Origin of the sequence: Rhodococcus sp. IEGM1339 (genome assembly GCF_050321925.1) — a bacterium.
GTDB lineage: Bacteria > Actinomycetota > Actinomycetes > Mycobacteriales > Mycobacteriaceae > Rhodococcus > Rhodococcus pyridinivorans.
This window is the reverse complement of sequence record NZ_JBNQFT010000003.1, coordinates 135,483-161,888: the sequence shown is the minus strand read 5'-3', so window position 1 is coordinate 161,888 and position 26,406 is coordinate 135,483. Positions and strand designations below refer to the sequence as shown.

The following is a 26,406-nucleotide window of genomic DNA, read 5'->3' as shown; positions in this document are numbered from 1 at the left end:
CCAGGTCAGGACAGCGCCTGCTGGAGATCCTCGAGCAGATCCTCGGGATCCTCGAGGCCCACGGACAGTCGCACCACGCCGTCGGACAAGCCGATCGCGGCCCGGCCCTCCGGTCCCATCGCCCGGTGGGTGGTGGTCGCCGGGTGGGTGATGAGCGACTTGGAGTCGCCGAGATTGTTCGAGATGTCGACGATGCGCAGCTTGTTCAGCAGCTCGAAGGCACGCTTCTTGCCCTCGCCCTCGGGGGCGTCGAGCTCCAACGTGATGATCGTGCCACCGCCACTCATCTGCGACTTCGCGAGTTCGTACTGCGGGTGCGACTCGAGATACGGGTACTTGACCCAGCGCACCGCATCCTGCGATTCGAGGAACTGCGCGATGCGCAGCGCCGAATCGACCGAGGCGCGCAACCGCACCGGCATGGTCTCGAGACCCTTGAGCAGCGTCCACGCGTTGAACGGGCTCAGCGACGGCCCGGTGTGGCGGATGAGCTTCTGCACCGGCCCGTCGATGTAGTCGGCGGGTCCGAGGATCGCTCCGCCGAGCACGCGGCCCTGACCGTCGATGTGTTTGGTGCCGGAGTAGACGACGATGTCGGCACCGAGATCGAGGCTGCGCTGCAGCAGCGGGGTGGCGAAGACGTTGTCCAGCACCACCTTCGCGCCCGCCGCATGCGCCATCTCGGAGACGCGACGCACGTCGACGAGGGTCTGCATGGGGTTCGAGGGGGTCTCGAAGAAGACCGCGGTGGTGGGCACCGACAGTGCCTTCTCCCACTGGTCGAGATCCTCGCCGTCGACGAACACCGTCTCCACGCCCCAGCGGGGCAGAATCTCGTTGCACACGACGAAGCACGAACCGAAGAGGCTGCGTGCCGCGACGAGACGGTCGCCCTTGCCGAGCAACGCGGCGAGCGCGGTGAACACCGCGGACATGCCGGACGCGGTGGCGTACGCCCCCTCGGCACCGTCGAGCAGGCGCAGGCGCTCCTCGAACATCTTCACCGTGGGGTTGCCGTAGCGGGAGTAGACGAAGTGGTCGACGTCGCCGGTGAAAGCGGCCTCGGCGGCCTCGGCCGACTCGTAGACGAACCCGGAGTTGAGGTAAAGGGCCTCGGAGGTCTCCTCGAAACCGGATCGGAGGGTGCCGCCGCGCACGCCGAGCGTGGCGGGGCGAGCGGTGGCGGGCAGCGCCTTGTCGAACGCGCCGCCCTGGGGGATGGAACTCACGACTGCCTCCACGGCAGGCCCGCGGCCCGCCAGCCCTCGGCACCGCGATGGCTTTCGCCGTCGAGAGCGCCTTCGAATCCTTCGAGAACGTTGTAGGCGGGGGTCAGGCCCGCAGCGGTGGCGGCCGTGGCCGCTCCGATGGAGCGCTGCCCCGAGCGACACAGGAAGATCACCGGTCCGCTGCCGATACCCGCCGCCCTCAGATCCTCGACGAAGTTCGGGTTGGGGGCGCCGTCGGGGTAACGAACCCACTCGACGAACACGGTCCGGCGACCGAGCGACGAGGTCTCGGGGACCCCGACGTATTTCCACTCGGCTTCGGTACGCACATCGACGAGCACGGCATCCGGATCACCTTGCAGCAGGTCCCATGCCTGCTGCGGCGTTATATCACCTGCGTAGCTCACCGGAACATATTTTCACAGGTCGGACTGTGACGTACACGCGGGCACCGCTTCGTATACGCACGGCGACACGTCAGAACCGGCAGATCCGCCACACGTCGTCGATGCGGACGACCTGCCACGTCTCGGTCTGCGTCTCCCCGTCGAGGCCGGTCCGGACGTCGACGGTGGCCCGATCGCCGTCCACGGCGATGTTCTGCGTGGCCTGCAGCTCCACGCGTCCCTCGACGTCCGCGAGCGGTGCTTCCTCGGCGGGCAGATCGCTGCACCGCAGCCGGTCGAGGATCGGTCCGTCGTTCTCGTTGTGCGCGGAGACGTAGTCGGTGACGGCGCGGCGCACCATCTCGTCCTCGGTGAGGTCGTCGCCCGCCGGGGAGAAGAGCTGGGCGCCGAAGACGACGAGGACGAGCACCACCAGGACCGCGAGGGCTCCGAGGAAAGGCCCTATGCTGCTACTGGTGGGACCGTCGGGATCCGGGCCGGGATCGGGTTCGGGTTCGGGGGCTCCGCGCTTGGCCATGCGCCCGATCCTAGTGGGCGCGAGGTCGCGGCCCGTCACGACCGCATTTGCCCTGAAAACCCTCTCGAGGTAGGAATTGTCGCATGGCCACCACGCAGCTCGTTCGACGCCTCGCCGTCGACCTGTGTCGTATGGGTGCCCACATGTGTTGTCGCTGAAGCGATTCGCTCGACGGCTCGATTCGTCCTCCTTCGCCGTCATCCCCGCGCGACCTGCGCCGAGCCCACTGAGGGCAGCCTTAATTTAAGCTGGATATGTCCGTCCGCACACCGAAGAGGTAGTTGATCCCCTGATGACCGATCAGACTCGTCCCCTTCGCGTCGCGATCGTCGGTGCCGGCCCTGCCGGTATCTACGCCGCCGACGCACTAATGAAGTCCGACACTGCGCAGGATCCCGGGGTCAGCATCGACCTGTTCGAGCGCATGCCGGCGCCGTTCGGTCTGATCCGCTACGGTGTCGCGCCCGACCACCCGCGCATCAAGGGCATCATCACCGCCCTGCACAAGGTGCTCGACAAGCCGCAGATCCGCCTGCTCGGCAATCTCGACTACGGCAGCGACTTCAACCTCGACGACCTGCAGCGTTTCTACGATGCGGTGATCTTCTCGACCGGCGCGAACGCGGACCGCGCGCTGAACATCCCCGGCATCGATCTCGACGGCAGCTACGGCGCCGCCGACTTCGTGTCCTGGTACGACGGTCACCCCGACGTGCCGCGCACCTGGCCGCTCGAGGCGGAGAAGGTCGCCGTCCTCGGTGTCGGCAACGTCGCGCTCGACGTCGCCCGCGTGCTCGCCAAGACCGGCGACGAGCTGCTGCCGACGGAGATTCCGCCGAACGTCTACGAGGGTCTGAAGAACAACAAGGCCGTCGAGGTGCACGTCTTCGGTCGCCGTGGTCCGGCGCAGGCCAAGTTCACGCCGCTCGAGCTGCGCGAACTCGACCACTCCCCGACCATCGAGGTCATCGTCGACCCCGAGGACATCGACTACGACGAGGGCTCCGAGCAGGCGCGGCGTAACTCCAAGCAGGTCGACATGGTCGCCAACACTCTGCAGGACTGGGCGATCCGCGATGTGGGCAACCGCCCGCACAAGCTGTTCCTGCACTTCTTCGAGTCCCCGCACGAGATCCTAGGTGAGGACGGCAAGGTCGTCGGTCTGCGCACCGAGCGCACCGAGCTCGACGGCACCGGCAACGTGCGCGGCACCGGCAAGTTCAACGACTGGGAGGTCCAGGCCGTCTACCGCGCGGTCGGCTACCTGTCGCAGAACATCGCCAAGCTGCCCTTCGACGAGCAGGCCGGCACCGTGCCGAACGAGGCCGGACGTGTGCTCGCCGACGAGAACGCCGAGGGTCCCGACCGGTTCATGCCGCACACCTACGTCACCGGCTGGATCAAGCGCGGCCCCGTCGGCCTGATCGGCCACACCAAGGGCGACGCGAACGAGACCGTCGCGAACCTGCTCGAGGACCGGGCCGCCGGCCGGCTGAACACCCCCGAGGATCCGTCCGAGGACGCGATCGTGAAGTTCCTCGAGGACAAGCAGCTGCCGTACACCACCTGGCAGGGCTGGTACCGCCTCGACGCGCACGAGCGCAGCCTCGGTGAGGCCGAGGGCCGCGAGCGCGTGAAGGTCGTCGAGCGCGAGGACATGTTCCGCGCGAGCGAGCCGCACAAGGCGTGACAGCAGCCTGAACTGCACGAACGAGGAGGGACCCATCCGCGCGGATGGGTCCCTCCTCGCTTTCGGGTCTGCTCGGCTTTCCGGGTGCGCTCAGGTGAACAGGACGGCGCCCAGCCACACCGACGCCGCGACGAGTCCGCCGAACAGTTCGACGAGGATCGACAACGCGACCGCCTTGGTCGCCGCGACCGTCGAGACCCACGCGTCGCGGTGGGTGCGATGCCGCTGCACCTCCGACAGGTACATGCCGAGCAGGAAGCCCAGGAACAGCCCGACGACGGGGACGACGAAGAACCCGACGATGCCGAGCAGACCGGCGAGGATCAACGAGCGGTTCGGCACCCCGGCCTGCTGCAGTCGCTTGCCGGGCCAGGTGTACTTCACGATGCCGGTGACCAGCAGCGCCACCGCCGCGACGCCCAGCACGATCCATGCGGTGGTGCCTCCCGTGAGGAACGCCCATACGGCGATCGCGCCGAAGATCAGCAGGACGCCGGGCAGGACCGGCAGCACGATCCCGAGCAGGCCGACGAGGATCGCCAGCCCGACGAGCAGTTCGCCGCCGGCACTCACGGCGCCACCGGGCGGGTCGAGCGGGCGGAAGACAGCGGAGTACCGGGACGCGGTGGCAGCATGGTGGGACTATATGTGCCACCGGTCCACGCCCCCGGGAGGACGCGATGAGCAGTACCAGGCCTCACAGCAGCCCGAAGAGTGCATCGGACGCCGCAGCCGCCGCGGTGCGCGGCGACGTCCGGTACTTCACGACGCCCGGTGTCGATCCCGCCGAGGCGGTGGAGTGGCAGCGCCGCGACGCGCGGATCGTCCACCACGGCACCGGTCGTGTCGTCTTCGAGCAAACCGATGTGGAGTTTCCTGCCTTCTGGTCGCAGAACGCCACCGACATCGTCACGCAGAAGTACTTCCGCGGGCAGCTCGGACACCCGGATCGTGAGCACTCGTTGCGCGACGTGATCGCGCGCATCGTCGACACGATCACGGCGTGGGGGCACACCGACGGTCATCTCGACGATCCGGAGGCGTTCGCCGCCGAGCTGACCTATCTGCTGATCCACCAGCGGGCCTCGTTCAACAGTCCCGTCTGGTTCAACATCGGGGTGCCGAACACTCCGCAGCAGGCCAGCGCGTGTTTCATTCTGTCGGTCGACGACAGCATCGACTCGATCCTCGAGTGGTACCGGCAGGAAGCGGTGATCTTCAAGGGCGGGTCGGGCGCCGGGGTGAACCTCTCCCGGATCCGCTCGTCGGCCGAACCGCTGACCGGTGGCGGAAGCGCATCGGGGCCGGTCAGCTTCATGCGCGGCGCCGACGCCTCCGCCGGCACCATCAAGTCCGGCGGCAAGACCCGGCGGGCCGCGAAGATGGTGATCCTCGACGTCGACCATCCCGACATCGAGGAGTTCGTCGACTGCAAGGCGATCGAGGAACGCAAGGCGCGGGTGCTCGCCGAGGCCGGTTTCGACATGGGTCTCGACGGCACCGACATCCATTCGGTGCAGTACCAGAACGCGAACAACTCGGTGCGCGTGACCGACGAGTTCATGCACGCGGTGGTGGCCGACGCCGAGTGGCCGCTGCGTACCGTGACGACCGGCGAGACGGTCCGGACTGTCCGCGCGCGAGAGTTGTTGCAGCGCATCGCCGCCGCCACCTGGGAGTGCGCCGACCCGGGCATCCAGTACGACACGACGATCAATGCCTGGCACACCGCCTCCGCGACCGGCCGGATCAACGCGTCGAATCCCTGCTCGGAGTATATGCATCTCGACGATTCGGCCTGCAACCTCGCGAGCCTGAATCTGCTGACCTTCCTGCGCGAGGACGGCACCTTCGACGTCGACGGTTTCCGTCACTCCGTGGCGGTGATGCTCACCGCGCAGGAAATCCTCGTCGGCCGCGCCGACTACCCCACCGAGCGGATCGGTGAGACGTCGCGGCGGTTCCGGCAGCTCGGGCTCGGTTACGCCAACCTCGGTGCGCTGCTCATGGCTTCGGGCCTGCCCTACGACAGCGAGGCCGGACGCGCGACGGCTGCGGCGATCACCGCCCTGATGACCGGTCACGCCTACGCCGTGTCGGCGGACATGGCGAGGCGCCTCGGACCGTTCGACGGTTTCGACGAGAACCGCGCGCCGATGCTCGACGTGCTGGGCAAGCATCGTGGCGCACTCGATGACATCGACGCCGATCTCGCACCGGCCGACGTGCTCGATGCGGCACGACAGGCGTGGGACCGCGCCGTGGCCGACGGCTCTGCCCACGGTGTGCGCAACAGCCAGGTCAGCGTGCTCGCACCGACCGGCACGATCGGGCTCGCGATGGATTGCGACACCACCGGGATCGAACCGGATCTGGCGTTGGTGAAGACCAAGAAGCTCGTCGGCGGCGGTAGCCTCACGATCGTCAATCGCAGTGTGCCGCGCGCACTGTCGCGTCTGGGTTACAGCCCGTCGGAGGTCGCCGATATCGTGGCGCACCTCGATCTGCATCACGATCTCGCCGGTGCGCCGCACGTGCGCGACGAGCACGCACCGGTGTTCGCGACGTCCATGGGCGACAACGTCATCTCGCCGCGCGGCCACGTCGCGATGATGGCCGCGGTGCAGCCCTTCCTGTCGGGTGCGATCTCCAAGACGGTGAACCTGCCCGAGTCCGCGACCGTCGACGACATCGCCGACATGTATGTCGACGCGTGGCGCCTGGGCGTGAAGGCCCTTGCGATCTACCGTGACAACTGCAAACTGGGACAACCGTTGTCGACGGCGTCGCGCCCTGCTGTCGCAGAAGCGGCTCCGTCCACGGCGCCTCGCCGCGAGCGGCTCCCGCGCACCCGCACTTCTCGGACGTTCGAGTTCCGGGTGGCGGACTGCAAGGGCTTCGTCACGATCGGTGAGTACGACGACGGGCGTCCCGGCGAGATGTTCCTGCGCGTGTCCAAACAAGGCTCGACGCTCGCCGGCATCATGGACGCCTTCTCGATGTCGGTCAGTTACGGTCTGCAGTACGGGGTCCCGTTGCGCACCTTCGTCCGGGCCTTCACGAGTACGCGTTTCGAGCCGGCCGGGATCACCGACGATCCGGATCTGCGGATCGCCACGTCGATCCTCGACTACATCTTCCGGCGACTGGCGATCGACTATCTCGAACCCGACGAGCGCGCCGAACTGGGCATCCTCACCGGCGCCGAGCGTTCGGTGCCCGACACCCCCACGCTCACGCCGTACACGAGCACGCCGCCGGTGCGTGAGCCCGATCCGCCGGCGACCGCGCCGCGGGGCACGCACAGCACGAGCAGCGCGAGCACGTCCTCCCCGGGTGGTCTCGCTGCTCCGTCACCGTCGAATCCGGACGCGCCGTACTGCATGCAGTGCGGAGTGAAGATGCAACGGGCCGGGTCGTGCCACGCCTGCCCGTCCTGTGGGAACACCAGCGGCTGCAGTTGAGGTGATGCGTCCATACTGGCGGGATGGTCCTGGGAGTCGACACCGAACTGACACTGACGGCCGCGGGTGCGATCTTCCTTCTTGCGCTCGCTCTCGGCGTGTGGAAGTACCGGCAGATGGCGACGTCCGACGACCACCTCGCGCACCCGTACGTCGACATCGCCCACCGATCGGCCCTGATGTATTCCTTCGCGACGCTGCTGGTCGCGGTGTTCGTCGAGCTCAGCGCGTGGCCCACCGCAGTGAACCTCGCCGCGGCCGCGGTGATCGTGGTGTTCTTCGTCGGCGCGATCGCGAGCTATGTCGTGCACGGTGCGCTGCGCGACACCACGAATCAGTTCGCGCATCCGGTGCGCGGGACGGGTCTGGCGATGGCCGCGCTGATCGTCGGTGAGATGGGTGGCTTCGCGGTGCTGTTCGCCGGCTTCCTGTGGGGTGCCTTCGCAAGCTGAGGCCGCGTCAGGTGCGGTGTTCGAGCAACGACAGGACGTTGCCGTGCGGGTCGCGGAACCATGCGACCCGCATACCGTCGGGTGCGGTCCACGCGTCGTGGTCGTCCTGATCCATGCCGTTGTACCGGATGAACTCCACGCCGTGCTCGCGCAGTTGTTCGACGGTGCCGTCCAGATCGGATACCCGCCAGCCCAGCACGGTGTAGCCGGTCTCCTCGCGCGACTGCACGAGGGTCACCCGGACCGGTGCGCCGCCGCCTCCGTCGAGGACGAGCGCGAAGGGGTCGCGGGAGAGCTTCCGGAAGCGCAGGGTGTCGACGTAGAACATCTCCGAGACGTCGAGGTCGGTGCTCGGGACGAAGCTCACGAGTTGGCCGGTGATCGTCATACGTCCACTGTGCTCCGGAGCGCCCGAGTGCGACAGCGGATTCGGCGGATTCACGCCCCCACCTCGGCGATCCGGCGACTAGGCTCTCGATCATGAGTACTTCGGAGATCGCTACGGTCCTGGCCTGGCACGACGCTGTGAACAGCAACGACATCGACACGCTCGTGCAGTTGTCGAGCGACGACATCGTGCTCCCCACCCCCGACGACGATCCCGACCAAGGACTCGACGAACTGCGCGAGTGGGCGACGACGGCAGGGGTCACGCTGCAACCGGGCCGCCTGTTCGTCCACCACGGAATCGTGGTGGTCGAGGAGACGGTGACCTGGGCGTCCGATCCGGGTCCTCGCGACGAGGCGATCGCCTTCCGGGTGGTCGACGACCAGGTGGTCACCGTCGTCCGCCACACCGATCTCGGCGAGGCCTTCGAGGCGACCGGACTGAGCGAGGCCGACCTCTACGAGGAGTGATCCACTCCCGACGACCGGAACCCCAGCAACCGGAGCCATATTCTGAACGTTCGCTAAGGTACTCTCCGTTGCGACAGTCCCTACACATCGGAGCGAGGTTCGTCGAGTGTCCGCTGAAGCTGTTGAGAAGAAGGGTCCGCTCGCGGGTGTCCGCGTCGTCGAGTTCAAGGGTCTCGGTCCCGGCCCGCACGCCGCGACCCTGCTCGCCGATCTCGGCGCCGATGTCGTCATCGTGCAGCGCCCCGGCGAGATCCCGCCGGAGGGACAGCGCGATCCGATTCAGCGCAACCGTCGCATCGTCGAGGCCAACCTCAAGGATTCCGCCGACATCGAGAAGGTCCTGACCCTGCTCGAGCGCGCCGACGTCCTCATCGAAGGCTTCCGTCCCGGCGTCACCGAACGACTCGGCCTCGGACCGGACGTGGTCCTCGAGCGCAACCCGCGCATCGTCTACGGCCGCATGACCGGCTGGGGCCAGGAGGGCCCGCTCGCCAACGCCGCCGGCCACGACATCAACTACATCTCCCTCACCGGCGTCCTGCACGCCATCGGCCGCCAGGGCGAGCGTCCGGTGCCGCCGCTGAACATGGTCGGCGACTTCGGTGGCGGTTCGATGTTCCTCGTCTTCGGCATCCTGTCCGCCCTCGTCGAGCGTCAGACCTCCGGCAAGGGCCAGGTCGTGGACGCGGCGATGGTCGACGGCGCCCTCGCTCTCTCGCACATGATGTGGGCGTTCCGCGGTCGCGGCGCGTGGTCGGACGAGCGCGGCGTCAACATGCTCGATACCGGCGCCCCGTTCTACGAGGTCTACGAGACCAAGGACGGCAAGTACATGGCCGTCGGTTCCATCGAGCCGCAGTTCTACGCGCTGCTGCTGCAGGGCCTCGAGCTCGATCCGGCCGACCTGCCGCACCAGCTCGACACTTCCCGCTGGGCGGAGATGAAGAAGATCTTCACCGACAAGTTCCTGTCGAAGACCCGCGACGAGTGGACCGAGATCTTCCTCGGTACCGATGCCTGCGTCTCCCCGGTCCTCACCTGGGCCGAGGCGGAGAAGAACGAGCATCTCGTCGCACGCGGGTCGCTGATCGAGATCGACGGCGTCGTGCAGCACGCACCGGCGCCGCGCTTCTCCCGCACCCCCGCCGGCGAGCCGGTCGGTCCGGCGGCCGAGGCCACCGACATCGACACCCTCTGGGTCTGATCCGGCAGCCCGAGCCCGCCGACGCTCCGACGATCGTCCTGGCGCACAGGATCAGACGACGAGCCGCGCCTCGTCGGGTGTGCGCCCGGAGGCGACCTGCTCGTAGGCGGCGGCCATCGCCTCGACGGCGTCGTCGAGGACCTCGACATCCTGCGTGTACGGCAGGCGCACGAAATGTTCGAACGCACCCTGCACACCGAAGCGCGGACCGGCGGAGAGCAGCACACCGTGGGACGGCGCGGCGGCAGCCAGCGAGGTCGACACCGGCTCGGGCATCCGCGCCCACAACGACATCCCGCCCTGGCCCGGCGTGTACTCCCAGTCGGGCAACCGCCGGTCCAAAGCTGCGCACAGCGCACGGCGTCGTTCCCTCAACGCGGCGCGGCGACGTTCGAGCAGTTCGTCGACTTCGGAGAGCAGATGCGCGGCCGCGAGCTGTTCCATGACAGGCGTACCCAGGTCGACCGCGGTCCGTGCCCCGGCCAGCCGGACGATCGTGTCGCGGTCGGCGCGGATCCATCCCACCCGCAGGCCACCCCACAGCGACTTCGCCGTCGAACCCACCGTCACCACCGACGCGCCGGCAGGCATGGCTGCGACGGGAGGCGGCGGCGGGGCGTCGAGCCAGAGATCGACCATCGACTCGTCGACGACGAGCGTGGTCCGCGTGTCGCGCATGATGCGGGCCAGTTCGGCGCGGCCGTCCTCGTCGAGGCACAGGCCAGTGGGGTTGTGGAAGTCGGGGACGAGGAAGGCGGTGCGCGCCGCGGTCTGCCGGACGGCACTGGCGACACCGTCGAGATCCCAGCCGCCGTGCGGGCCGTTCTCCGGGCGCACCGGAACCGGCACCGGGCGCGCGCCGTAGCGGCGGATCGCTTCGAGCGCATTGGGATAGGTGGGGTGGTCGACGACCACCCGGTCGCCGGGGTCGTCGAGCACACCGAGCAGCAGGCGCATCGCGTGCTGCGCCCCGGAGGTGACCATGATCTGGTCGGGCGAGGTGGGCAGTCCACGCTCGCGGTAGCGGCGGGCGATGACCTCGCGCAGCACCGACACCCCTATCGGTTCCATGCCGTGCGAGTCCAGATAGGTCGACATCGACCGCAGCGCCGCGGCATACGCCGCTTCGATCTCCGCTGCCGGCGCGGGCAGCGAGGCGTTGCTCAGATCGATCGCCGGGCCGATCGGCATCCGGGACCCGGTGTTCTCCGCGCCCCGGCGAGCGGGCACGGCGACCGTGCTGCGGGCACCCTGCCGACTGCGCAGATAGCCTTCTTCCCGCAGCGCCGCATAGGCGGACGCGACGGTGGTGCGGCTCACCGACAGCGCCGCGGCGAGTTCCCGCTCGCTGGGCAGGGCGACCCCGAGCGGGACGCGGCCGTCGTGCACGAGCAGGCGGATGCTGTCCGCGAGCGCCCGGTAGGCGGGTCTGGGATCGGGGCGAGCGGAGCGACGGGAATGCGACTGCCCCGAATCCTGCCAGTTCCCGAGGTCGCGGACGAGCGACACGGCTCCGATCGCTCGAGTGATCACCGATCCAGTATGCCCCGCATCGCGCGGGCGGGATCAGGCCGGTGGATCGAGCACCTGACGGAACAGCACCGTCCCTCGCGAGTCGAGCAACTCCACCCGCATCTGCTTCGTCGCGCCGTCGATGAACACCTCCCCGAAGTGCTGATATCCGTCCATCGGCGAGGTGTTCGCCGCCGGGGGCGCGTGCACGAAGACGGCCTCGGGACCGAACGTCCCGTCCAGCTCGTTGGGTCCGAAAGCACCGGCGTTGAGCGGTCCCGAGACGAACTCCCAGAACTCGTCGAAGTCGGTGAACGAGGCGCGGTCCGGCGAATAGTGATGCGCGGCCGTGTAGTGCACGTCGGCGGTCAACCACACGGTGCCGGTGATCCTGCGCGCCTCGACCGCCGACAGGACCCGCGCGATCTCCGATTCCCGGCCCGAGGGAGCGCCGTTGTCCCCGTTCGCGATTCCTTCGAAGGCCGTATCGCCGTCGGGTACGACCAGGCCGATCGGCAGGTCGGCGGCGATGATCTTCCAGGTGGCGGTCGAACGGGTGAGTTCGTCGATGAGCCACTGCGTCTGCGCGCTGCCGAGCACCTGCCCCGCCGCGCCGACGTTGGTGCCGTTGGCGTCCTTGTAGGTCCGCATGTCGAGTACGAAGACGTCGAGCAGCGGTCCGTACCGCACGACCCGGTGGATGCGTCCGTCGACGGCCTCCGCCGGATCGAGCGGGAGCCACTCGTGGAAGGCACGAAAAGCTCGTTCCGCCAGGACGTCCACGTTCTTCTCGGTGTACTGCTCGAGATCCAGGATCTCACCCGCGTACCAGTTGTTGACGGTCTCGTGGTCGTCCCACTGCACGATCTGCGCGACGGAGGAGTTGAACCGCCGATAGTTCTCGTCCATCAGGTTGTAGGCGTACTGGCCGCGGTACTCGTCGAGGGTCTGCGCCACAGCACTCTTGGCCTCGGTGACGATGTTGCGCCAGATCCGGCCGTCCGGCAGCTCGACGGTCTCCTTCAGCGGATTGTCGGCGTACACGACGTCGCCGGAATGCACGAACAGGTGCGGGTCGCGACGGGCCATCGTGTCGAAGATCGTCATCCCACCGATGTCGGGGTTGATACCGAAGCCCTGACCGGCGGTGTCGCCGGACCACTGCAGCCTGATGTCGCCGGGTGCGGTCGGGGCGGTGCGGAACAGACCCGTCACCGGCTCGGACGTGGCGCCGTCCTCGCCTTCGAGGACGACACGGTAGTGCACCTGCTCGCCGGCCGGCAGTCCCGTCAGCCGCAGTCGGCCGGTTCCGTCCGTCTCGGGCGTCAGCAGACCACCCACGTGTCGGACGGGATCGGTGAAGGATTCGGTGGCCGCCGTCTCCACGACGAGCCGCGCCGGTCGATCCGAGCGCGCCCACACGAGCGCCCCGTCGGCCCGCACGTCGCCGGTGGCCACACCGTGGGTGAGGATCGGCCGCTCACGGACGAGGCTCGGCGTTGCAACGGAACTTCCCGACGAGCACGCCACCGCCGGAGCCGCGAGGGCTCCGAGCGCGACGGTGCGCAGCAGGGTTCGACGGGACACGTACATGGTTCTCCCCGGGGTCCGACGGACTGTGCGGGACGAGCGTGCACAGTCCGTGCGAACCGTCGGTGAACATGCAGTGAGGGATCGGCGCCCGTCCGACGACGAATCGGCGCGGGCCGGGAGCTACCCCGTCAGCGGATGACGTCGCGCCGGACGATCGTCTCGTCGCGGCCCGGCCCCACACCGATGCAGGAGATGTAGGCGCCGGAGAGCTCCTCGAGACGCAGCACGTAGTTCTGCGCGTTCTTCGGCAGCTCCTCGAAGGTGCGGGCGTGGGTGATGTCCTCCCACCAGCCCGGCATCTCCTCGTAGATCGGCTTGGCGTGGTGCACGTCGGTCTGCGTCATCGGCATCTCGTCGATACGCACACCGTCGACCTCGTAGCCGACGCAGATCGGCACGGTGTCGAGACCCGACAGCACGTCGAGCTTGGTGAGGAAGTAGTCGGTGATGCCGTTGACGCGGGTCGCGTAGCGGGCGATGACGGCGTCGAACCATCCCGTGCGGCGGGCGCGACCGGTGGTGACACCGACCTCTCCACCCTGCTTGGCGAGGTAGGCGCCGTGGTCGTCGAACAGCTCGGTCGGGAACGGACCCGAGCCGACGCGGGTGGTGTAGGCCTTGAGGATGCCCAGCACCGTCGAGATCTTCGCCGGGCCGATACCCGAACCGACAGCGGCGCCGCCGGCAGTGGGGTTGGACGACGTCACGTACGGATAGGTGCCGTGGTCGACATCGAGCAGCGTGCCCTGCGAACCCTCGAGGAGGATCGTGTCGCCGCGCTCGAGCGCCTTGTTCAGTTCGAGGCGCGTATCGGTGATGCGGTGCTTGAAACCCTCGGCCTGGGTGAGGACCTCGTCGACCACCTGCTGCGGGTCGAGCGCCTTGCGGTTGTAGATCTTGACGAGCACCTGGTTCTTGAATTCCAGTGCGGCCTCGACCTTCTGGGTGAGGATCTTCTCGTCGAGCACGTCGGCGACCCGCACGCCCACGCGGGCGATCTTGTCCTGGTAGCAGGGGCCGATACCGCGTCCGGTGGTGCCGATCTTCTTCTTGCCGAGGAAGCGTTCGGTGACCTTGTCGATGGCCACGTGGTACGGCATGATCAGGTGCGCATCGGCCGAGAGCAGCAGACGGGACGTGTCGACGTCGCGCTTCTCGAGGCCTTCGAGCTCGGTGAGCAGCACACCCGGATCCACCACGACACCGTTGCCGATGACGTTGTTGACGCCGGGCGTCAGGATGCCCGACGGGATCAGGTGCAGGGCGAACTTGTCGCCGTTGGGCAGCACGACCGTGTGACCGGCGTTGTTGCCGCCCTGGTAGCGCACGACCCACTGCAGACGTCCGCCGAGTAGATCGGTAGCTTTGCCCTTGCCCTCGTCGCCCCACTGGGCTCCGATCAGGACGATTGCCGGCATGTCGCGCTCTCCTCAGGCAGGTGTCTACGTGCGGGCGGTCTCGCCTGCAGGGTCCTGCCCAACCGGGCAGCAGCCGGGACCACAGTGTAGTCCACCCTCCGACGAGCGCGAATGACGGGACTGCAGAAGCGCCGGAGCTGCGGCGCGCGGTGGCGGGTCGCCGCCGCCCTCCCATTACAGTGGACGCAGCCGAGAGCCCGACGAACCCGACCCCTCGAGGAGACCCGTTGACCCCGGTAGTGCTCAGATGCGGTGACGTGCCATTGCCGTTGGCGCTGACCCCCGTGACCGCACTGTCTGCGCCTGCCCTCCCCGAGAAGGACGACTTCGAGGACGTCTTCGCGCATCTCGAGTCAGTAGAGGACCCTCGTCTGATCGTCGTAGGCAACGACGCGGCGTTCGCCGCGACCGTCACCCGGCTGATGCGCACCGAACGCCTCGACCTGGAGGTCGCGTACGTCCCGGAGACACGAACCCCGGCCACGGAGGCGTACGGGTTGCGGACGGGGTCGAAGGCCGCCACCGTCGCCCTGCAGGGGGTCGCGAAGCCGTTGCCGCTCATCCGCGACGACGCCGGTATCGCCCTCGTCGGCCGTGCGCTGCTGTACGGTGAGAACGGCGATGCGCTCGTCGGGGAGGCCTACGTCGATGACACCCGCCTGTTCTCCGGCACGGTGCCCGGCATCCGCGTCGAACCCACACCCGCGATGCCCGGTCTGCGGGCCGCGATCGACCGGCCGCGCTGGTTCGGCGGCTACAAGTGGCTGACGGGCCGGGCCATGCAGTTGGGTTCCCCTGCCGCAGTCGTCACCCGCGACGGGGTCGCGAACCCCCGGGCTCTCAAGCGGTCGACCTTCTACCGGCACGACAAGAAGTGGAAGCTCGTCCGCTGAAACCCATCTTCAGCCGACGTTGACCCCTGTCGGCTCAGCCGACGTTGACCCCTGTCGGCTCAGCCGACGTTGACCCCTGTCGGCTCAGCCGACGTTGACCCCTGTCGGCTCAGCCGACGTTGACGCCGTAGTCCCGTGCGATGCCCGCCAGACCGGAGGCGTAGCCCTGGCCGATGGCGCGGAACTTCCACTCGCCACCGTGGCGGTACAGCTCACCGAAGACCATCGCGGTCTCGGTGGACGCATCCTCGGTGAGGTCGTAGCGGGCGAGTTCCCGGCCGTCGGCGCGGTCGACGACGCGGATGAACGCGTTGCGCACCTGACCGAACGACTGGCCCCGCGCGTCGGCGTCGTGGATCGACACCGGGAAGACGATCGACTTGACCTCCGCGGGAACGGCGACGAGGTCGACGTTCACGCTCTCGTCGTCGCCCTCGCCCTCACCGGTGAGGTTGTCGCCGGTGTGCTCGACGGAGCCGTCCGGCGAACGCAGGTTGTTGTAGAAGACGAAATGCTGGTCGGACAGGACCTTGCCGTTCTCGCTCGTCAGCAGTGCACTGGCGTCGAGATCGAAGTCCGCGCCGGTCGTCGCGCGCACGTCCCAGCCGAGACCCACCGTCACCGCCGTCAGGTTCGGAGCCTCCTTCGACAGCGAAACGTTGCCGCCCTTGGCCAAGCTCACACCCATACCGAATCCTCTCGCTCGATGATCGTTGCCTACCGCCACCCTAGTGAAGACCGGACGAGTCGGGCAGGACGTGTGAAGGCCGTCCCGCGGGGGTAGCCGCAGGGCACCGGACGATGGCCGGGGACGGCGTTCCCGGCCTTTCGGTGTGTACGGCGAATGTCGCGCGAGGGAGAAGAGGGTCGGTTGTGGTGATTCGAGTCGCGTCGGTGCCTGCGTCGCACGTCTACGTCCGGCACCTCGCCTGCCCGGAGGGCGACGACGTGATCCGGTTGACGGATCCGGTTCCCGCCGACGGCCGCAAGGTTCCCGGGGGCTGGTGGCCGCCGTTGATGCTCGAACCGGGCTGGGTGAGCGACCACCACGAGGAATTCGACGTCTTCCACATCCATTTCGGATTCGACGCGATCGGCGCGGAGCAGCTGCAGGACGTCGTCGCCGAACTCGCCGAGCGCGACAAGCCTCTCGTGTACACGGTGCACGACCTGCGGAACCCGCACCATCCCACCCCCGGTGAGCACCACAAGCAACTCGACGTGCTGATTCCGGCCGCGGACGAACTGATCACCCTCACGCCGGGCGCCGCCGAGCGGATCCGTCTGCGCTGGGGCCGGGAGGCGACGGTCGTGCCGCATCCGCACGTCGTCGAACAGCACTGGCTCGAGCGACCGCGTCGCGACGAAAGTCCGTTCGTCGTGGGAGTCCACGCGAAGAGCCTGCGCGCGAACATGGATCTGTTCCCGGTGCTCGACACGCTGGCCGAGACCGTGCGCTCGCTACCCGATGCGGTGTTGCAGATCAACGTGCACGACGAGATCTTCGATCCCGACAATGCGTACTGGTACAACCCGGAAGCCGGTTCCCGCATCCTGCAGTACGGCGAGCAACCCCAGGTGGACGTGCGGGTGCATCCGTACTTCTCCGACGACGAACTGTGGCAGTACCTCTCGGATCTGTCGGTGTCGGTACTGCCCTACCGTTTCGGAACCCATTCGGGTTGGCTCGAGGCGTGTTTCGACCTCGGCACCGCTGTGATCGCGCCGAGTTGCGGCTTCTACGGCGAGCAGCGTCGGTGCGGGGTGTACACCTACGACGAGGACACCTTCGAAGCCGACTCGCTCGATCGTTGCGTGCGAGAACTGTACGAGAGCAGGGATCTTCCGCGAGCCGACTGGTCGCAACGTATGGACGAACGTCGCGCGCTGGCCCGCGCCCATCGCGATATCTACCTGCGCGCGATGAGCAGCCGGAGCAGATCATGACGCCGTTGCGCATCGCACTCGTCGCGTCGAACAGATATCCGATCCGCCAGCCCTTCGCCGGCGGACTCGAAGCGCACGTGTGGCATCTCGCCCACGCGCTCGGCAAGGACGGCCACGAGGTGACGCTCTTCGCCGCACCGGGATCCGATCCGGAACTTCCGGCCTCGTTCCTCGAGGTGCCGTCCTTCGAGGTCAGCGAACTCGCACGCAGCGACGTGTCGATGCCCCCGGCGAACGGCTTCCTCGGCGACCACCACGCCTACCTGTCGCTGATGCTCGATCTCGCCGGACCGTCCGCCGATGCCTTCGACGTCGTGCACAACCACAGCCTGCACTACCTGCCGATAGCGATGGCCCGCATGTTGCACACCCCGCTGCTCTGCACGCTGCACACGCCGCCGACGCCGTGGCTCGAATCGGCGATGGCGACTCCGGGTGGGTGCCCGGGCACGTTCGTCGCGGTCAGCCGGCACACCGCGACGGCCTGGGAACACGTCACGCCCGGTCCGGTGGCGGTCGTGCCCAACGGTGTCGATCTCGGAGCGTGGCCGGTCGGTTCGGGAGGTGAGGATCTGATCTGGTTCGGCCGCCTCGTGCCGGAGAAGGGCGCGCATCTCGCGATCGAGGCCGCGCGCCGGGTCGGTTACCGGCTGCGGATCGCGGGCCCGATCAGCAACCGGGGGTACTTCGCGGAACACGTCGAACCGTTCCTCGGTCCCGACGTGATCTATCTCGGTCATCTTTCCCAGCCGGATCTCGCTGCCGCGGTGGGACGTTCGGCAGCAGCACTCATCACCCCGCAATGGGACGAACCGTACGGGCTCGTCGTCGCCGAGTCCCTGGCATGCGGGACACCCGTGGTGGCCTTCGCGCGCGGCGGCATCCCGGAGGTCGTCGACGAGAGCAGCGGATGCCTGGTCGCGCCGGACGACATCAACGGCCTGGCCGAGGCGGTACCCCGCGCTGTCGGTCTGTCCCGTGCCTCCGCCCGAGCCCGCGCAGAGGAGCGTTGTTCGGAACGCACGATGGTCGATGCCTACGTCTCGCTGTATCGGGAACTCGCGGGAGCGGCATGATCGGCTACTACATCCATCACCACGGGCACGGACACCGCACCCGCGCGAGCAGCATCTGCGCGGATCTGCGGACGCCGGTGACGGCATTGTCGTCGGCGCCGCTCGGCACTGCCGCCGACGTCTTCGACGACGTCGTGCTGCTCCCCCGCGACGACCTCGCCGTCGACACCGCGCAGGACACGACGGCCCACGACGTCCTCCACTGGGTTCCCACCCACGACGACGGTCTCCGCGAACGCATGCACGCGCTGGGGTCGTGGATCGCCGCGACCCGCCCGAGCCTGCTGGTAGTGGATGTGTCGGTGGAGGTGACGCTCCTCGCCCGCTTGTACGGGATCCCCGTCGTGGTGCTCGCGATGCCGGGCGAGCGCACCGATACCGCCCACACGCTGGCCTACCGCGTCGCCGACCATCTCATCGCACCGTGGTCGCAGGACGTCTACGATCCGCACTGGCTGCGCTCGTACACCACCTCGTACGTCGGCGGGATCAGCCGTTTCGACGGACGCCCGTCTCCCACCCGCACAGCCGGTGAGAAGCCGAGGGTCCTCGTCATGAGCGGCAGCGGCGGATCGTCGATCACCGTCGACGATCTGCACCGGTTCTCGTCACGCTACCCCCAGTACGTGTGGGAGGGTCTCAGTGTCGCGGGCGGCCCGTGGGTCGACGATCCGTGGCCCGTCCTCACCGGCGCCGACGTCGTGATCGGGCATGCGGGCCAGAACACCGTCGCCGACATCGCGGCCGCCGCGCGACCTGCGGTCGTGATCGCCGAACCCCGTCCGTTCGACGAACAGCGTTCCACCGCAACGGCTTTGGAGAAGTCCGGACTGGCGGTGGGTCTCGACGGGTGGCCCGACCCGGACCGCTGGCCCGAACTGATCGAGCGAGCACGCGGCCTCGACCCCGTCGAATGGAAACGCTGGCAGGTCGACGGTGCCGCGGCGCGCGCGGCGGCGATCCTGGACGACCTAGCGGAGCGATCGTGACCGTCTCGGTCGTCACGGTCGCCGCAGGTCGCGGCACGCATCTGCGACGCCAACTCGACGGCCTCGCACGCAGCACCCGGACACCCGACGAGCACATCGTTGTCGCGATGGGTGACCCGGAGGTCACGGAGGTCGTCGCCACGGCCGGCTCGTCGGCGCGAGTGGTGGAGATGGACGTCGACTCCGCGAAACTGCCGGTCGGAGAGGCACGGAATCTGGGCGCGCGGACGGCGTCGTCGGATCTGCTCGTCTTCCTCGACGTCGACTGCATTCCGGCTCCCGACCTGATCGAACGGTACGCCGAGGCGGCCGGCCGGCACCCGGCTGCGCTGCTCAACGGTCCGGTCACCTATCTGTCCGAACCGGGCGCCGACGGCTACGACCTCGACCGGCTGGGCGACGCGATCGATCCGCATCCGGCCCGTCCGTTCCCCTCCTCGGGTGAGATCGTGCTGGACGATAGGCACGAATTGTTCTGGTCGCTGTCGTTCGCGTCCCGGTCGCTCGTGTGGGACCGGATCGGCGGGTTCTGCACCGCATACAGCGGATACGGCGGCGAGGACACCGATTTCGGACAGAAGGCCGCCCGTGCCGGAGTCCCGATGGCCTGGGTCGGCGGCGCCCATGCCTTCCACCAGTACCACCCGGTGTCGAGCCCGCCGGTCGAGCATCTCGACGACATCCTCACCAATGCCGCGCTGTTCCACCAGCGTTGGGGGTGGTGGCCGATGCGGGGGTGGCTCGACGAGTTCGAGCGGACGGGACTCGTCTCCTTCGACCCCGACGCGCAGCGGTGGACGAAGGTGCGGACGACCGGCCCGTGAAGACTTTTCGTTCCGTGTGCTAATTTCGGCACCGTCATTGCGACGACGCACGAGGAAGTCGGTGTGATTCCGGCGCGGTCCCGCCACTGTGACCGGTAGAGCGATCTCCGGGAGCCAGATACTCACGTCGCCGTACCTCCTTGCCCGGGGCGGACTTCCCCGAGAGAGGGTGTAATCGCCGTGCGTGTACGCGCAGCCTTCCCGAAGCTCCTTGTCGCGTTGACCTCCTCGAGCCTTCTGCTCGCCGGATGTTCGACGGCGGGTTCCGACACCGAGAACGACGCCTCGGACGAGTGCATCACCGACTTCGATGCCTCGGTCGACTACTTTCCCGACAAGTCCGAGATAGTCGACGCCGATTTCGAAGCCGTGGTCGCGCAGGCGGCCGACGCCCCGACCTGGCTCGTGGGTGGCGGCGTCGGCGGGTTCACCGCGGGGCTGGCCGGACTCGGCCGCGCCGGTGTGGTGATCGCCGCGGCGCTCGGGGCCACCGTGTTCCCCCTCAACGCCGTCACGGCCATCGTGGGGGCGCCCGTGGTCATCGCCGTCCTGATTCGTTCACGGCGTGGAACACTGGGAGCGGCACTGTGACCTCCACCGGCGTGGAACTACGCGATCTGACCATCGGCCACGCCCGTCGTCGTGCCTTCCGTGGCAGGACGGTCACGGAGATCGCTTCGAAGGTGAACGTTGCTCGACGGGGTGAACTCGTCGACGTGCTCGGACGCCTGGCGCGCGAGCAGAATCTGGCGGTCGTCATGTCCACCCACGAACTCGAACTCGCACTACGGGTGTCCGACCGGATGTGGCTGCTCGAAGCAGACCGCACACTGACATGCGACACTCCCGCTGCTCTCGCCGAATCCGGCCGTATCGGAGCGGCGTTCGATCGCGGACGCATGCGGTTCGATCCTCGTAGGATGGTGTTCGACCTGGAAGCGGAGGACAGCCGTGTCTGATGCGATCGGGGTTCTCGAGCGAATCGCCGTATGGAGCCCGTACTTCCGCGTGAGTACCGGACCTGCCGACGACAGATGGTGTCCCACCGCAGATCTGGCCGACCCCGCGACCCGCGACGCTCTGGTGGCCGATACTGCCGCGCGGATGGACACCGACGAACCGCGCGTGGCGGCATCGACCCTCTTCTTCGGATACGTCGCACGCGTGTGGTCGGTGGCGATCGGTTCCGTCGTCGACTCCGGACGATGCATCCGGCTCGATCCCGAGCAACTCCTGTGGCGGAACGACGCCGGACTGCACCTGCACATCACCGAACCCGGATTCGGCGACGACATCGTGACGGAAGTCCTCGACCGGCAGATCGAACCTCTCGTCCATGCGTGGCGCGACGTGGTCGCGGCCGGCCTGTTGTGGGGCAACGCGGCATCCGCTCTGATCGGTGCCGGTCGGGTGATCGGTTCCGATGCACAGCCTCTCGTCGATGACCTTCTGTCCGATCCGCGTCTGGCGGACACTGTGGACCCGGCGACCGGCCGTCGCCGTAGTTGCTGTCTTTACTACCGCACACCCACCGGCGGGGTCTGCGGCGACTGCGTCTTCCCCACCCCGCCGGACGACCGCTCGAAGGAGATGCCGTGACCGTCGTGTTCGATCCCGAGAACTATTGGAACGACATGTGGTTCGGTCTGCTCATCGAAGGCTCGGCACTGGAGGTCGCGGCCCCGAACGCACCGAAGAAGATCGGGATGTACGACGGGTACGTCACCGTCGACTTCGGTCGGTGGCACTTCCATCTCTGCATCGGCGAACACACCGCGAGTGGGCCGGAACTCGGCCGGATCCGCCGCTGCGGTCGCGCCGAGTTGTACCGCAGGATCGGCAGGGACGACACCGTCACCTCCTGGGGTCTGCGCATGTTCAACGGCCGGGACGAGCAGATGCTCACGATCATGCTGCCCACCCCGTTTCTCATCAACACCCAGCGACTGACGGAGGAACCGGTCTGGGAGCACCTCGAGGCGTGGGACCGCATCCGCGGAATTTCTGGGGCTGGAACCCGATCCACGCGATCGCACAGGTAGGGGCTTCCGGCACACATGAGTGTGAAGCCGGGCGCCGACCGAGGTCCGGCGCGGAGCGGTCCGTCCGCGAAGGCAGAACGCGCCCGGTCACCGGGCGGCCTCGATGTCGACCGACCGGTGGGGCAGGACCAGCGGTGTGCCTGCGACGGGATCGGTGATCACGGTGGCCTCCACACCGAAGACGTCGCGCACCATCTCGGAAGTGATGACTTCGCTGGGCGGTCCGGCGGTCACCAGCGTCCCCGCTCGCATCGCCACAAGGTGATGGGCATAGCGACTGGCCATGTTGAGATCGTGCAACACCAGGACGATGGTGCGTCCGAGCCGGTGGTTGAGGGAAGCGAGCAGATCGAGCACCTCGATTTGATGGGCCAGGTCGAGGAAGGTCGTGGGCTCGTCGAGCAGCATGATGTCGGGATCCTGGGCCAACGCCAGCGCGATCCACACGCGTTGGCGTTGGCCACCGGACAGTTCTTCGATCGGGCTCTCGGCCAGCTGGTCGACGCCGGTCGCCGCCAGTGCGGCAGCCACCGCCCGCTCGTCTTCGGCACTCCACTGTCGGAACCACCGTTGATGGGGATGCCGGCCCCGGCCGACGAGATCGGCGACGGTGATGCCGTCCGGGGCAAGGGGCTGCTGCGGCAGCAGACCGAGGGCGCGGGCCAGTGTGCGCGCCGGCATCTCGGTGAGCTCGGTACCGTCCAGAAGGACTCGGCCGTGCTGCGGCGACAACAGGCGGGCCAGGCCCCGCAACAGCGTCGACTTGCCGCACCCGTTGGGTCCGACGATCGCCGTGATACGGCCGGCAGGCAGGCTCGTGCTCACCTGGTCGACGATCAGCGAGGATCCGTAGCCCAGGCTGAGCTGCTCGGTCGTCAACGAGACCGACCGGATCGCGTGTGCTGGCTGTGGTGTCATCCGGCGGCTCCGATGCGGTGGGCGCGGGCGAGGAGATAGAGCAGGACCGGCGCTCCGAGGATCGCCGTGAGGACTCCGACGGGCATCTCCGACGGCGCGAAAATCGAACGGCCCGCCAGATCGGCGCCGACCACCAGAAGGGCGCCGACGGCGGCAGAGGGCGCAAGGCCGATCTGCCGCTCGGCGAGGATGCGGCGAGTGATCTGCGGCGCCACCAGCGCGATGAAACCGATGGGTCCGGCAGCTGCGGTCGCCATCGCGGCGAGGACCACTGCAATCAGCAGCAACAACACCTTGCGGCCTTGACCGGCTCCGGTCAGGGTGCGGGTGAGATCGTCGCCGAGCTCGAGCAGCCGCAGGTGCCGCGACTCCACGATCAGGACCGGGACCGTCGCCGCCAGCGCGATGACAATGATGGTCACGTGCAGCCCGCTCCGATTGGCCAGGCTGCCGGTCAGCCAGGCAGCGGCACTCATGGTTCGGTGGATGTCGGAACGGGTGAGCAGATAGGAGATAGCGGAGGAAAGCATCGCCGCGACACCGATCCCGACCAGCACCAGCCGGAAGCCGTGCAGACCGCGCCGGTAAGCGATGAGCACGATCATCAGCGCAGCGAGGACCGCGCCGGCCAGCGCACCGAACACGAGCTGCAGACCGCTGCCCCCCACGACAAGCAGCACGGTCAATGCGCCCATCGCCGCCCCGGAATTGATGCCGATGATGTCGGGGCTGACGAGCGGATTGGCGGCGATGCGCTGCAATATGGCCCCCGAGAGCGCAAAAGCCGCGCCGACACCGAGCCCGGTCAGTGCCCGGGGCAGGCGGTCGCCCAGCACGACCTCGCGCTCGATGAGGGTGCCTCCGCCTCCCACGATGGTGACGGCGTCGGAAACCGAGATCGGGTACACCCCGAGGACCAAGGAAGCCGTGGCGACCGCAACGGCGGCCACGCCGGCGAGGACGGTGAGCAGCACCGAGGAGCGGCTGATCCGAAAGGAGACCGGGGTACCTCGCGGGGCCACCAGGAGCGTGTCGCGGGTTGGACCGCGGCGCACCGGCGAACTCATGTGCCGACCACCTTGCGGTTGCGGACCAGGTAGAGGAAGAACGGGGCGCCGACCAGGCCGGTGATGATCCCGACCTGCAGCTGTTCGGGTTGGACCAGGAGTCGTCCGAGGATGTCGGCGATCAGCAGCAGCATGGGCGCGAGCACGATGGTCCAGGCGAGCACCCAGCGGTAGTCCGAGCCCGTGATCATCCGTGCGATGTGGGGTACCACGAGCCCGATGAACCCGACCGGACCTGCGATAGCGGTGGCGCCACCCGCAAGCAGAACCACAGCGAGAGCCCCCGCGATGCGGTCGACCCACACACGGGCACCGAGGCTGCGGGCGAGATCCTCACCCAGAGCCAGAGCATTCAACGCGCGGGTCAGGCCAACAGCCAGGACGACACCGACGGCGATGAACGGCGCTACCGCGGCCAAAGCGTCACTGTCCGAACGGGTCAACGATCCCACGACCCAATAGCGGAAGTCCTCCATCGTGGAGGCGTCCTGGAGGGTGATCATCGTGGTGACCGCGCCCAGGAGCGCGGTCAACGCCGACCCGGCCAGAGCGAGCTTCACCGGCGTGGCACCACCCGGACCGAGCGAGCCGAGCATGTAGACGAAGACGGCGGCCACCGCAGCTCCTGCGAAGGCGAACCACACGTAACCGGCAGCGCTCGTGATGCCGAGACCGACCATCGCCGAAACCACCGCCAGCGCCGCGCCGGCGTTGATGCCCAACAGTCCGGGTCCCGCCAGGGGGTTGCGGGTCAGACCTTGCATCACCACGCCGGCGAGGCCGAGCGCCATCCCGGCCAGCAATCCGGTCACGGTCCGCGGGATGCGGATATATCGCACCGCACGCTCGACGTCACTGTCCGCCGAACCTGTAACGGCCCCGACCACGTCGGAGAAGCCGACCGGCAGGGTGCCGAGCAGGACCGAGCCGAGGGTCACGGCCACCAGAACAATCGTGGCCACCGCGAGCCCGAGTAGGCGAGTACGGTTGCCGCTCAGCAGGCCGGAACGCACGACAGGCGCGCCGGCAGCCGGGGCCGGACCGTCCGCAGACCGCTCCGGGGTCGTTGCCGCCGTCGTCACCGCCTACCTCACTCGCCCCCGTCTTGTCCGGTCTCGTCCTGGATGGCCAGGTCGGGGTGCAGCAGCGAAGCCAGCAGCTCGATTGCATGGGCGATGCGGACTCCGGCGGCGCGGTCAGCGAACAGGAAGGGATGCACGGCACCGTTCTGCACCGCCGACAGGCCCGCGAGCGCCGGGTTCTGCACGATCGTCTGCGCCTCCTCGGCGCCGTCCTGGCGGGTATAGGAGGCGTCGCAGCAGGTGCTGGTCAAGATGACATCGGGGTCGCGACGGATCAGCTCTTCGAGGTCGATCGCGACGTGGCGTCGCTCGACGAGGTCGGCGAAGGCGTTCACGCCCCCGGCCTGCGCGATGATCCGGGTACCGAAGTCGATGCCACCGGCGACGCGGATGCCACCGCCCTCATCGAGTAGGACGATCGCGACGCTCGGGCGGTCCGCCCCGGCCAGCACCTGGTCGACCGCCGCGATGCGCTGCTGTTGATCGGCAATGACCTCCTCGGCGCGCTCCTCGACGTCGAACAGGGCCCCGAGGTCGCGCAGGTCGTCATAGATCGTCTCGACGCTCACGGTGGCGGGGTCGATCGCCTCGTCCGACAGTCCGTCCGCGCTGGGGCACAGCGGGCTGAGGATCCAGCTCTGTATGCCGAGCCGGGTCAGACTCGCCCGCGTGCCGAAGCTCTCGTCGCCGGCGCCGTCCTCGGTGAACACGTTGTTGTACCCCGACAGGATGAAGTCGGGACCGGTGGCCAGAAGCGCCTCACGACTGGGGAGCTTCTCGACGTACGGCACCTGCTCCTGGGCATCTGCGTACTCGGGCAACACCTGAGCATCGAGGAAGGCGGTCTCGATCAGGCGGTCGCTGATGCCCAGCGCATGCGCAATCTCGATGGCCGGCTGGTAGGCGGCATACACGCGTTCCGGTGGCGCTTCCACGGTGACGTCGATCCCGCAGTTCTCGACGGTCATGGAGTCGGCCGACGCGGCGTTCTCCTCGTCTGCGCCACATGCGCTCGCGCGGATCAGCGTCAGACATGCGGCGGCGACGCTCAGCGTCCGACGGTTCAGCGGAGTCATGCGACGGCCGTCCTTTCGATGCGCTGGGGGAATCGGCACTCGGGCCGGATCAAGGCATGGAAGGTGCGGGTCGCAGCGACCTGATCACTGATTCCCGGTGCGTGGGCGATCGCGATGGCGCGCCCTTCGACAGGATCCGGACGCCGAA

Annotated in this window: 27 protein-coding genes and 1 riboswitch; of the genes, 14 read left to right on the top strand and 13 right to left on the bottom strand. The window is 68.1% G+C overall.

Annotation, left to right across the window (positions count from 1 at the left end; all coding sequences use genetic code 11):
• Window positions 1-5: 5 nt before the first annotated feature.
• The 3 genes from ACQR3U_RS05345 to ACQR3U_RS05335 all read right to left on the bottom strand — a co-directional run bounded on the left by ACQR3U_RS05345 (window position 6) and on the right by ACQR3U_RS05335 (window position 2,153).
• On the bottom strand, window positions 6-1,229 hold the full coding sequence (locus tag ACQR3U_RS05345) for an O-succinylhomoserine sulfhydrylase (RefSeq protein WP_230809906.1): 1,224 nt from the start codon (window positions 1,227-1,229) through the stop codon (window positions 6-8).
• Window positions 1,226-1,636 carry a rhodanese-like domain-containing protein gene (locus tag ACQR3U_RS05340; RefSeq protein ID WP_006552929.1) on the bottom strand — a complete coding sequence of 137 codons (411 nt, stop codon included), beginning with the start codon at window positions 1,634-1,636 and terminating at the stop codon, window positions 1,226-1,228. Before ACQR3U_RS05340 ends, ACQR3U_RS05345 begins: the two co-directional genes overlap by 4 nt.
• Window positions 1,637-1,706: 70 nt before the next feature.
• Window positions 1,707-2,153 carry a membrane protein gene (locus tag ACQR3U_RS05335; RefSeq protein ID WP_006552930.1) on the bottom strand — a complete coding sequence of 149 codons (447 nt, stop codon included), beginning with the start codon at window positions 2,151-2,153 and terminating at the stop codon, window positions 1,707-1,709.
• A gap of 292 nt (window positions 2,154-2,445) precedes the next feature.
• Between ACQR3U_RS05335 and ACQR3U_RS05330 the strand changes: the two genes are divergently transcribed.
• Entirely contained in the window at window positions 2,446-3,843 is a 1,398-nt protein-coding gene (locus tag ACQR3U_RS05330) for an FAD-dependent oxidoreductase (protein WP_033096189.1), read from the top strand.
• A gap of 90 nt (window positions 3,844-3,933) precedes the next feature.
• Here ACQR3U_RS05330 and ACQR3U_RS05325 read toward each other — a convergent pair whose 3' ends face one another.
• The gene (locus ACQR3U_RS05325; protein WP_006552932.1) at window positions 3,934-4,416 is read right to left on the bottom strand and encodes a DUF456 domain-containing protein; all 483 of its coding nucleotides are present in this window, start codon (window positions 4,414-4,416) and stop codon (window positions 3,934-3,936) included.
• Between the two features lie 107 nt (window positions 4,417-4,523).
• On the opposite strand from ACQR3U_RS05325, the gene ACQR3U_RS05320 reads away from it, so the two are divergent.
• Window positions 4,524-7,307 carry a vitamin B12-dependent ribonucleotide reductase gene (locus ACQR3U_RS05320; RefSeq protein ID WP_230809905.1) on the top strand — a complete coding sequence of 928 codons (2,784 nt, stop codon included), beginning with the start codon at window positions 4,524-4,526 and terminating at the stop codon, window positions 7,305-7,307.
• Window positions 7,308-7,330: 23 nt separating this feature from the next.
• Window positions 7,331-7,759 carry a hypothetical protein gene (locus ACQR3U_RS05315; RefSeq protein WP_230809904.1) on the top strand — a complete coding sequence of 143 codons (429 nt, stop codon included), beginning with the start codon at window positions 7,331-7,333 and terminating at the stop codon, window positions 7,757-7,759.
• 7 nt (window positions 7,760-7,766) lie between these two features.
• On the opposite strand, the gene ACQR3U_RS05310 is transcribed toward ACQR3U_RS05315, so the two are convergent.
• Window positions 7,767-8,147 carry a VOC family protein gene (locus tag ACQR3U_RS05310; RefSeq protein WP_033096371.1) on the bottom strand — a complete coding sequence of 127 codons (381 nt, stop codon included), beginning with the start codon at window positions 8,145-8,147 and terminating at the stop codon, window positions 7,767-7,769.
• A gap of 92 nt (window positions 8,148-8,239) precedes the next feature.
• Here ACQR3U_RS05310 and ACQR3U_RS05305 point away from each other — a divergent pair, with 92 nt between their 5' ends.
• Both ACQR3U_RS05305 and ACQR3U_RS05300 read left to right on the top strand, forming a co-directional pair.
• Window positions 8,240-8,617 carry a nuclear transport factor 2 family protein gene (locus ACQR3U_RS05305; protein ID WP_024101846.1) on the top strand — a complete coding sequence of 126 codons (378 nt, stop codon included), beginning with the start codon at window positions 8,240-8,242 and terminating at the stop codon, window positions 8,615-8,617.
• A 106-nt stretch (window positions 8,618-8,723) separates the two neighbouring features.
• Complete coding sequence (locus tag ACQR3U_RS05300; protein WP_230809903.1) at window positions 8,724-9,821, top strand: CaiB/BaiF CoA transferase family protein; 1,098 nt, start codon at window positions 8,724-8,726, stop codon at window positions 9,819-9,821.
• Between the two features lie 51 nt (window positions 9,822-9,872).
• On the opposite strand, the gene ACQR3U_RS05295 is transcribed toward ACQR3U_RS05300, so the two are convergent.
• The 3 genes from ACQR3U_RS05295 to ACQR3U_RS05285 all read right to left on the bottom strand — a co-directional run bounded on the left by ACQR3U_RS05295 (window position 9,873) and on the right by ACQR3U_RS05285 (window position 14,344).
• The gene (locus ACQR3U_RS05295; protein WP_024101847.1) at window positions 9,873-11,354 is read right to left on the bottom strand and encodes a PLP-dependent aminotransferase family protein; all 1,482 of its coding nucleotides are present in this window, start codon (window positions 11,352-11,354) and stop codon (window positions 9,873-9,875) included.
• A gap of 33 nt (window positions 11,355-11,387) precedes the next feature.
• Window positions 11,388-12,926 carry an alkaline phosphatase D family protein gene (locus tag ACQR3U_RS05290; RefSeq protein WP_006552939.1) on the bottom strand — a complete coding sequence of 513 codons (1,539 nt, stop codon included), beginning with the start codon at window positions 12,924-12,926 and terminating at the stop codon, window positions 11,388-11,390.
• 128 nt (window positions 12,927-13,054) lie between these two features.
• Entirely contained in the window at window positions 13,055-14,344 is a 1,290-nt protein-coding gene (locus tag ACQR3U_RS05285) for an adenylosuccinate synthase (RefSeq protein ID WP_006552940.1), read from the bottom strand.
• 239 nt (window positions 14,345-14,583) lie between these two features.
• Here ACQR3U_RS05285 and ACQR3U_RS05280 point away from each other — a divergent pair, with 239 nt between their 5' ends.
• Window positions 14,584-15,237, top strand: coding sequence for a hypothetical protein (locus ACQR3U_RS05280; protein ID WP_230810009.1), 654 nt, complete (start codon window positions 14,584-14,586; stop codon window positions 15,235-15,237).
• A 109-nt stretch (window positions 15,238-15,346) separates the two neighbouring features.
• Here the strand turns inward: ACQR3U_RS05280 and ACQR3U_RS05275 are convergent, their stop codons facing one another.
• A complete protein-coding gene (locus ACQR3U_RS05275) occupies window positions 15,347-15,925 on the bottom strand; it encodes a TerD family protein (RefSeq protein ID WP_006552942.1) in 579 nt (192 codons plus the stop codon).
• Window positions 15,926-16,113: 188 nt separating this feature from the next.
• Here ACQR3U_RS05275 and ACQR3U_RS05270 point away from each other — a divergent pair, with 188 nt between their 5' ends.
• The 8 genes from ACQR3U_RS05270 to ACQR3U_RS05235 all read left to right on the top strand — a co-directional run bounded on the left by ACQR3U_RS05270 (window position 16,114) and on the right by ACQR3U_RS05235 (window position 22,115).
• Window positions 16,114-17,184, top strand: coding sequence for a glycosyltransferase family 1 protein (locus ACQR3U_RS05270; RefSeq protein ID WP_230810008.1), 1,071 nt, complete (start codon window positions 16,114-16,116; stop codon window positions 17,182-17,184).
• Entirely contained in the window at window positions 17,181-18,260 is a 1,080-nt protein-coding gene (locus ACQR3U_RS05265) for a glycosyltransferase (RefSeq protein ID WP_006552944.1), read from the top strand. The genes ACQR3U_RS05270 and ACQR3U_RS05265 overlap by 4 nt, the downstream gene beginning before the upstream one ends.
• Window positions 18,257-19,249 (top strand): glycosyltransferase, encoded by a 993-nt coding sequence (locus tag ACQR3U_RS05260; RefSeq protein ID WP_230809901.1) that lies wholly within the window; start codon window positions 18,257-18,259, stop codon window positions 19,247-19,249. Before ACQR3U_RS05265 ends, ACQR3U_RS05260 begins: the two co-directional genes overlap by 4 nt.
• Entirely contained in the window at window positions 19,246-20,073 is an 828-nt protein-coding gene (locus ACQR3U_RS05255) for a glycosyltransferase family 2 protein (protein WP_064256564.1), read from the top strand. The genes ACQR3U_RS05260 and ACQR3U_RS05255 overlap by 4 nt, the downstream gene beginning before the upstream one ends.
• Window positions 20,074-20,091: 18 nt before the next feature.
• Window positions 20,092-20,213: riboswitch (cobalamin riboswitch) on the top strand.
• Between the two features lie 40 nt (window positions 20,214-20,253).
• On the top strand, window positions 20,254-20,664 hold the full coding sequence (locus ACQR3U_RS05250) for a hypothetical protein (RefSeq protein ID WP_230809900.1): 411 nt from the start codon (window positions 20,254-20,256) through the stop codon (window positions 20,662-20,664).
• The gene (locus ACQR3U_RS05245; RefSeq protein ID WP_198162526.1) at window positions 20,661-21,032 is read left to right on the top strand and encodes a hypothetical protein; all 372 of its coding nucleotides are present in this window, start codon (window positions 20,661-20,663) and stop codon (window positions 21,030-21,032) included. The genes ACQR3U_RS05250 and ACQR3U_RS05245 overlap by 4 nt, the downstream gene beginning before the upstream one ends.
• Window positions 21,025-21,672: a (2Fe-2S)-binding protein gene (locus tag ACQR3U_RS05240; protein ID WP_247849474.1), complete on the top strand. Its 648-nt coding sequence runs from the start codon at window positions 21,025-21,027 to the stop codon at window positions 21,670-21,672. The genes ACQR3U_RS05245 and ACQR3U_RS05240 overlap by 8 nt, the downstream gene beginning before the upstream one ends.
• Entirely contained in the window at window positions 21,669-22,115 is a 447-nt protein-coding gene (locus ACQR3U_RS05235; RefSeq protein WP_230809898.1) for a DUF7676 family protein, read from the top strand. The genes ACQR3U_RS05240 and ACQR3U_RS05235 overlap by 4 nt, the downstream gene beginning before the upstream one ends.
• 87 nt (window positions 22,116-22,202) lie before the next feature.
• On the opposite strand, the gene ACQR3U_RS05230 is transcribed toward ACQR3U_RS05235, so the two are convergent.
• The 4 genes from ACQR3U_RS05230 to ACQR3U_RS05215 form a co-directional block, all read right to left on the bottom strand.
• A complete protein-coding gene (locus ACQR3U_RS05230; RefSeq protein WP_019291075.1) occupies window positions 22,203-23,033 on the bottom strand; it encodes an ABC transporter ATP-binding protein in 831 nt (276 codons plus the stop codon).
• On the bottom strand, window positions 23,030-24,100 hold the full coding sequence (locus tag ACQR3U_RS05225) for a FecCD family ABC transporter permease (RefSeq protein WP_230809897.1): 1,071 nt from the start codon (window positions 24,098-24,100) through the stop codon (window positions 23,030-23,032). The genes ACQR3U_RS05230 and ACQR3U_RS05225 overlap by 4 nt, the downstream gene beginning before the upstream one ends.
• Window positions 24,097-25,044 carry a FecCD family ABC transporter permease gene (locus tag ACQR3U_RS05220; protein ID WP_230809896.1) on the bottom strand — a complete coding sequence of 316 codons (948 nt, stop codon included), beginning with the start codon at window positions 25,042-25,044 and terminating at the stop codon, window positions 24,097-24,099. Before ACQR3U_RS05220 ends, ACQR3U_RS05225 begins: the two co-directional genes overlap by 4 nt.
• 146 nt (window positions 25,045-25,190) lie before the next feature.
• Window positions 25,191-26,258 carry an ABC transporter substrate-binding protein gene (locus ACQR3U_RS05215; RefSeq protein WP_230809895.1) on the bottom strand — a complete coding sequence of 356 codons (1,068 nt, stop codon included), beginning with the start codon at window positions 26,256-26,258 and terminating at the stop codon, window positions 25,191-25,193.
• Between the last annotated feature and the right edge of the window lie 148 nt (window positions 26,259-26,406).

Excerpts from the sequence above, each read along its gene's own strand:
- ACQR3U_RS05335 (WP_006552930.1), bottom strand. The coding sequence starts at position 2,153 with ATGGCCAAGCGCGGAGCCCCCGAACCCGAACCCGATCCCGGCCCGGAT.
- ACQR3U_RS05330 (WP_033096189.1), top strand. The coding sequence starts at position 2,446 with ATGACCGATCAGACTCGTCCCCTTCGCGTCGCGATCGTCGGTGCCGGC.
- ACQR3U_RS05320 (WP_230809905.1), top strand. The coding sequence starts at position 4,524 with ATGAGCAGTACCAGGCCTCACAGCAGCCCGAAGAGTGCATCGGACGCC.
- ACQR3U_RS05315 (WP_230809904.1), top strand. The coding sequence starts at position 7,331 with ATGGTCCTGGGAGTCGACACCGAACTGACACTGACGGCCGCGGGTGCG.
- ACQR3U_RS05310 (WP_033096371.1), bottom strand. The coding sequence starts at position 8,147 with ATGACGATCACCGGCCAACTCGTGAGCTTCGTCCCGAGCACCGACCTC.
- ACQR3U_RS05305 (WP_024101846.1), top strand. The coding sequence starts at position 8,240 with ATGAGTACTTCGGAGATCGCTACGGTCCTGGCCTGGCACGACGCTGTG.
- ACQR3U_RS05290 (WP_006552939.1), bottom strand. The coding sequence starts at position 12,926 with ATGTACGTGTCCCGTCGAACCCTGCTGCGCACCGTCGCGCTCGGAGCC.
- ACQR3U_RS05285 (WP_006552940.1), bottom strand. The coding sequence starts at position 14,344 with ATGCCGGCAATCGTCCTGATCGGAGCCCAGTGGGGCGACGAGGGCAAG.
- ACQR3U_RS05275 (WP_006552942.1), bottom strand. The coding sequence starts at position 15,925 with ATGGGTGTGAGCTTGGCCAAGGGCGGCAACGTTTCGCTGTCGAAGGAG.
- ACQR3U_RS05265 (WP_006552944.1), top strand. The coding sequence starts at position 17,181 with ATGACGCCGTTGCGCATCGCACTCGTCGCGTCGAACAGATATCCGATC.
- ACQR3U_RS05260 (WP_230809901.1), top strand. The coding sequence starts at position 18,257 with ATGATCGGCTACTACATCCATCACCACGGGCACGGACACCGCACCCGC.
- ACQR3U_RS05230 (WP_019291075.1), bottom strand. The coding sequence starts at position 23,033 with ATGACACCACAGCCAGCACACGCGATCCGGTCGGTCTCGTTGACGACC.
- ACQR3U_RS05225 (WP_230809897.1), bottom strand. The coding sequence starts at position 24,100 with ATGAGTTCGCCGGTGCGCCGCGGTCCAACCCGCGACACGCTCCTGGTG.
- ACQR3U_RS05215 (WP_230809895.1), bottom strand. The coding sequence starts at position 26,258 with ATGACTCCGCTGAACCGTCGGACGCTGAGCGTCGCCGCCGCATGTCTG.